At 48.3% G+C, this 6,000-nt stretch carries 6 protein-coding genes and 1 pseudogene; 6 read left to right on the top strand and 1 reads right to left on the bottom strand.

The features are described from left to right. The 3 genes and pseudogenes from PHE37_RS03125 to PHE37_RS03115 form a co-directional block, all read left to right on the top strand. A pseudogene (locus PHE37_RS03125) lies at positions 1 to 126 on the top strand (30S ribosomal protein S21); the annotation flags it as partial. 122 nt (positions 127 to 248) lie between these two features. Continuing rightward, positions 249 to 1,412: a formate-dependent phosphoribosylglycinamide formyltransferase gene (gene purT / locus PHE37_RS03120; RefSeq protein ID WP_299994411.1), complete on the top strand. Its 1,164-nt coding sequence runs from the start codon at positions 249 to 251 to the stop codon at positions 1,410 to 1,412. After that, a complete protein-coding gene (locus PHE37_RS03115; RefSeq protein ID WP_299994413.1) occupies positions 1,409 to 2,338 on the top strand; it encodes a D-2-hydroxyacid dehydrogenase in 930 nt (309 codons plus the stop codon). Before purT ends, PHE37_RS03115 begins: the two co-directional genes overlap by 4 nt. Here the strand turns inward: PHE37_RS03115 and PHE37_RS03110 are convergent. Continuing rightward, entirely contained in the window at positions 2,316 to 3,221 is a 906-nt protein-coding gene (locus PHE37_RS03110; protein ID WP_299994415.1) for an AEC family transporter, read from the bottom strand. The genes PHE37_RS03115 and PHE37_RS03110 overlap by 23 nt on opposite strands. Before the next feature lie 185 nt (positions 3,222 to 3,406). Between PHE37_RS03110 and PHE37_RS03105 the strand changes: the two genes are divergently transcribed. The 3 genes from PHE37_RS03105 to PHE37_RS03095 are packed head-to-tail and all read left to right on the top strand — an operon-like array spanning position 3,407 to position 5,924. Continuing rightward, positions 3,407 to 5,008 carry an FAD-dependent oxidoreductase gene (locus PHE37_RS03105; protein WP_299994417.1) on the top strand — a complete coding sequence of 534 codons (1,602 nt, stop codon included), beginning with the start codon at positions 3,407 to 3,409 and terminating at the stop codon, positions 5,006 to 5,008. After that, positions 4,987 to 5,223 (top strand): hypothetical protein, encoded by a 237-nt coding sequence (locus PHE37_RS03100; RefSeq protein ID WP_299994419.1) that lies wholly within the window; start codon positions 4,987 to 4,989, stop codon positions 5,221 to 5,223. The genes PHE37_RS03105 and PHE37_RS03100 overlap by 22 nt, the downstream gene beginning before the upstream one ends. Beyond that, complete coding sequence (locus PHE37_RS03095) at positions 5,223 to 5,924, top strand: 2Fe-2S iron-sulfur cluster-binding protein (protein WP_299994421.1); 702 nt, start codon at positions 5,223 to 5,225, stop codon at positions 5,922 to 5,924. Before PHE37_RS03100 ends, PHE37_RS03095 begins: the two co-directional genes overlap by 1 nt. The last annotated feature ends 76 nt before the right edge of the window (positions 5,925 to 6,000 follow it).

Here is a 6,000-nt window from a genome sequence, read left to right as displayed (position 1 = left end):
ACTGAAGCTCGTGCTCGTCGTAACCATGTTACAGAGACTGAAAAACGTAAACAGTTCAAAATCAGCGCTCGCAAAAAGATGTTAAAACGTTTGTATATGATGCGACGTTACGAATCTCGCCTGTAATCCCGTGCGCTTCGGCGCTTGGGTTACACCCTCTCAACTTCTTCAACTTTTTCCTCTATAACAAAACCTTTACTAACCCTGTGATAAACTTAGTGCAATAATTTCTGCACAAGGCTACATCCATGCTCTTTAGCGCACCTCTTAAAAATAATTCCAAAAAAATCATGTTGTTAGGCTCCGGCGAACTCGGAAAAGAAGTGGCGATTGAGGCACAGCGTCTCGGTATTGAAGTAATCGCAGTCGACCGTTATTCACATGCTCCTGCACACCTCGTCGCAAATCGCTCTCACGTAGTGAACATGCAAGACAAAGAAGCCGTATTAAAAATAATCCGTAAAGAGAAACCCGATTACATCTTGCCTGAAATCGAAGCGATCAGTATCGATGCACTGTTCGCGGCAGAAGCGGAAGGGTTTTGTGTTATCCCTAATGCCGAAGCAGTCAACAAAACGATGAACCGCAAAAATATCCGCCGTTTTGCCGCGGAGGAGTTAGGGCTTAAAACAAGCCGTTATCATTTCGTGAGTACTTATGAGGATATGTGCAGCGCGGCGGAAGATGTCGGATTCCCGTGCGTTATCAAACCGGTTATGAGCTCTTCCGGACATGGACAGAGTATCGCACGAAGCCCTTTTGATCTGGAACAGTCGTGGGAAATCGCCAAAGAAGCACGCGGTGATGCGAGTGAGCTGATCGTTGAGGAGTTTATCCGCTTTGATTACGAGATCACGTTGCTAACGGCTCGTAACGGAGTGGAAACGGTATTTTGTGAGCCGATCGGACATATTCAAAAAGACGGCGATTATATCTACAGCTGGCAGCCGATGGAAATGTCCAAAAAAGCCCTCAAACGTTCTCAAAAAATAGCGAAGACTATTACCGACGGATTGGGCGGAAAAGGGTTGTTCGGCGTTGAGCTGTTTGTAGCTGGTGATGAGGTCTATTTCAGTGAAGTGAGTCCTCGTCCGCATGATACGGGGATGGTGACGCTGATCACCCAAAGCCAAAGCGAATTTGCCCTCCACGTTCGTGCGGTATTTGGTCTTCCTCTCGGATTTACCTTCTACGGTGACGGTGCAAGTGCGGCATTTAAATCAAGTGTCGAATCCCATACGCCGGTGATCGATGTCGCAGACGAGCTGTTTGATAATAACAGTTTTGTCCGTGTGTTCGGAAAGCCGGAAGCCCATGTCGGACGACGTATGGCGGTTGTTCTTGTCTTTGATAAAGTGAACAAAGCGCTCAAAAAAGCGAAAAAACTGATCAAAGGGATCAAAGACGCATGAGAATTGTCCTTCTTGATACGCTAACTTTCGGTGATACTTCGTTAGAAGGATTTAAAGAGTTAGGTGATGTAACCGCTTATGAGATGACATCCGCAGACGAAACAGCAGAACGTGTTCGCAATGCGGAAGTAATCGTTACGAATAAAGTGGTGATTAACGATGCCGTGATGGAGTCTGCCCCGAATCTCAAACTCATTTGTGTCGCGGCGACTGGGATGAATAACATCGATCATGATGCGGCGGCACGTCGCGGGATTGTCGTCAAAAACGTGGCGGGCTATTCGACCGATGCCGTTGTTCAGCATACTTTTTCGATGCTTTTTTACCTGATGGGTCATTCCCGTTATTATGATGAGTACGTTAAAAGCGGTGAGTGGCAGCGCGAAGCGGTATTTGCCCATATCGGCCCATCGTTTAGTGAATTGCGCGGCAAAACATGGGGTATTATCGGACTCGGTGAGATCGGACGTTCCGTAGCAAATATAGCGCGTGTATTTGGGGCTAACGTCTGTTATTACTCGACGTCGGGTAAAAATGAGAACGACGAGTATGAAAAAACGACCCTCAGCCGTCTGATCGAAAACAGCGATGTTATTTCGATTCATGCGCCGCTCAATGCAATGACGGAGAATTTGATTTCGCATTCGGAATTGCTCCAGATGAAAGACGGTGCGGTTTTGCTGAATCTCGGTCGCGGAGGGATTGTCGACGAAGATGCCCTCTCGGTCATTATCGATGTGAAACCGATTTTCATCGGTTTGGATGTCTTAGCGAAAGAGCCGATGAAAACGCCTCACCCTCTGTTAGCGATTAAACATCCCGAACGTCTCTACATTACCCCTCATATCGCATGGACATCCCGCGAAGCGCGTGAGCGTCTGATCGCTGCGACGATTGAAAACATCAAAACATTTGCAATAGTGTAGGCAATACGAAAGCGATCCCCAAAAATACGACGGAGGTCGTAAACACCTCGACCGTAACGGTGCGTGGAGCGCAATGATAGAGCGATGCGAGATTTACGTTGGCGACTGCCAGCGGAACGATCAGCTCCAAAAACAGTATCCCCTTCACGATCGGATCCATATCGACATAGTGCAATACCGTAAACGCTATCAACGGTATAAGGATGAATTTTGTCCCGTTGACCCATGCGGTGAGCCGTAAATTGATTTCTCCCAGCTTGATACCGTAGAGATAAATCCCAAACAATACCAGCTGCATGGTCATAGAAGCATACGCCCCCATCATGAGTGTTTTATCCACCGCAGGGCTGGGAACATATCCGACGAGATTGAGGGCAATGGCGATCATCGCCGCCCAGAGAACGGGAAGTTTGAGAATATTCATGAGCGAATCGCGCACACTGAATTCACCGCGAGAGTAATAAAAAACGCCGATGGTATAAACGACGAATACATTGACGAGATTGATAAGGGTGAGATAAGGGACGCTCATCTCGCCAAACAGTGCGATTCCCAGAGGAATCCCCAAATTGCCCGTATTTCCGATCAGTGCCGCTACGGTAGCAATAGAGCGCTCTTTAGGATTGTGGAAAAGGAGATTGGCGAGGGGAATCATCAGCAATAGCGCTAAAAGGGATATCCCCAGATAAAGAGACGGGGCGAAAAGGAGTTCGGTATCGATAGGGCGTTTGAGGAGTCCCCAAAAGGTGAGAAAAATCTGCAAAAAATAGACGCTGAGCAAGGTTATGGTGCGGTCGTCGATCTTTTCTTTGAATGCGTATTTGGCACCGAATCCGACAGCGATAAAGAGGTAAATACCCAGAATGGAGAATAAAGTTTGCATTGTCACTTTGATGTTAAACGCATAGGGAGCAAAGCCCCCTATGCTACGCTAGCCGCTATGGCACTAAAGCTTCCCTCTACCGAGGCAGAATTTCTGAATGCTATTCTATCCTAAAAATTAGTCAATCTTTTTGAGTGAGAGCTAACAATCTATGGGATACAATCGCGATTATAAGGAGTCATACAATGGCAAAAGTATTGATAATCGGCAGTGGCGGTGCGGGATTGGTGAGTGCGCTCTCAGCACACGAATCAGGCGCAGAGGTGGTTGTCGTCTCTAAAACCCTCCCGACACGTTCTCAAACTTCGATGGCACAAGGGGGGATGAACGCTGTTTTAGGAAGCGAAGATACAATTTCCGCTCATATCGAAGATACGCTGCGTTCGTCCGCCGGACTGGGAGATGAAAAGCGGATTGCATTTATGTGTGAAAAAGCGCCGGAAGCGATCGAGTGGTGTAACCGTATCGGGTTACCGTTCAGCCGTGACGAAGAGGGGCAAATTGCCCGTCGGCGTTTGGGCGGAGCGAGTGCACCGCGTGCCTGTTATGCACAGGATTACACGGGATTGAAGCTATTGCATACCCTCTTTGATCAGTGCTTGAAAGCCGGTATCGTGTTTAAAAATGAGCGCTTTTTACTGAACCTGATCGTAGATGAAGAGACTAACCGTGTGTTAGGGGCGACATTCTTGCATATAGAGACGGGTGAAGTCGAAGAGATTCGTGCCGATGCGGTGATTATGGCGAGCGGCGGATACGGGGCGCTTTACGGCAAACACTCTACGAACTCCGTGCAGGCAACGGGCGACGGACTTGCAGCGGCGGTACGCGCCGGTGCAAGACTCGCCGATATGGAGTTTATCCAGTTTCACCCTACGGCACTGAAAGGTTCCTCAATTTTGATTTCTGAGAGTGCAAGGGGAGCGGGGGGATATTTAGTAGATGCAGAGGGGGATCGCTTTACCGATGAACTGGCACCGCGTGATGTCGTTGCTCGAGCAATCCATGACGAGATGAACAAAAGCGGAGCGGTTTATCTCGACATCCGCCATTTAGGGGAACATTTTATCGATCATGAACTTCCCCAAGAGCGTAAACTGGCACAGATATACGAAGGGATCGATCCGGTACATGATCTGATCCCGATCAAACCCGCCGCCCATTACAGCATGGGGGGAATCGAAGTCAATGAAGCGTGCATGAGCAGTGTTTCAGGACTGTTTGCCGTCGGAGAGTGTGCTAACCATAAAACACACGGCGCTAACCGTTTGGGAGGTAATTCACTTCTTGAACTCGTCGTATACGGGCGCCATTGCGGGGTAGAAGCCGTTAAGTATACGCTAAAACATCCTGTTCCCGAAACACCAAACCTGCAGTTAGCGAAAGACACCAACTTTATCCGCGGAGTAATGTACTTTACCAATCAAATTGACTTTTACCAAAAACAGGAGATGCTTGCCAATATCTTCTATAACAACGTCGGTTTGGTGCGGGATGATATGGGACTTAAAGCAGTGTTAGGGGCGATTCGTCAAATGCAAAAAGAACTCCCTTTTATGGGACCTCGCGATAAATCGAAAATCTGCAATACCAATCTGGTCGAATTTATCGAATTCGGAAATAAGATCGAGTTGGCGGAGATGATCGTAGTCAGTGCAATCAGCCGGGTTGAGAGTCGCGGTGCACACTATCGTATCGATGCCCCTGCGCGAAACGATCGGATGTTCGGAGCTCACACAATCACATGGAAAGAGGATGGAGTGCTATGCGCGGATTTTTTACTATAAATACGCCATATGAGCAAAGCCCATATGGCTACGTTAACACTGGGTTTACTTCGGCAGTAAGCCCAACGCATACGCGTTTTGAGGATCATAAAATTATTGTCATCTTTTCAGAAGATGGCGCATGGGATGATGAACAAGATTCGGATCAGGAAGGGTGCTGCGAAGATCCTTATGATGATGATGAAGAAGATGAAGAACGGGAGTGGTGTGACTGATGGAAATTAAAATAGTACGCGGCAGTGAGACACAAAGCTATAACGTCGAGTTAGAAAACGTTACCCTTTTGAGTATCCTCAATCATATCAAAACCAAAATCGATCCGACTCTGACCTATTCACATGGATGCCGCAGCGGCGTGTGCGGAAGCTGTGCGGTTCGTGTCAATGGGCGTGAGCAGTTGATGTGTGAATATAAGCCGAGTGAAGGGGATGTGGTTGAACCGATCCGTAATACCCGTGTGGTTCGGGATTTGGTTGTTGACTCCGGTATGGTTGAGCGTTTTAACCGAGTCGCTAACACATGGAGCGAAGGCTCACGTGAGGGAGCGGTGAGCGAAGAAGATGCGAGCCATATCGAAACGCAGAGCGACTGTATCCTATGTACCTCATGTTACAGTGCCTGTCCGGTATACGCGGTCAATCCTGATTTTATCGGTCCGTATGCGCTTACCCGTGTGTGGCGTTATGTCAACGATTCCCGCGAGGAAAGCAGCGCTGATAAAATCGCGGCGGTTCAGACGAACGGAATTTGGGACTGTACTCTCTGCGGCGAATGTGTCCCTGTGTGTCCTCAAAATATCGCCCCGAAACAAGACATTACGATGCTGCGGATGAAAAGTGCGATGTTGGGATATCAAGATCCCAATGCAGCAATGGCATTCGGAGGGGGACTTGATTTCGGAAGCCCCATGTTTTGACCCTCCGTTCGTGGTGAGGTCGTCGAACCATGAACTTACCCTTCGACAGGCTCAGGTCGAACGAAAGCGGGTTTTT

It is taken from the genome of Sulfuricurvum sp., assembly GCF_028681615.1.
In the GTDB taxonomy this organism is placed as follows: domain Bacteria; phylum Campylobacterota; class Campylobacteria; order Campylobacterales; family Sulfurimonadaceae; genus Sulfuricurvum.
The sequence above is the reverse complement of the archived record's forward strand: the minus strand, read 5'-3'. Positions and strand labels throughout refer to the sequence as shown.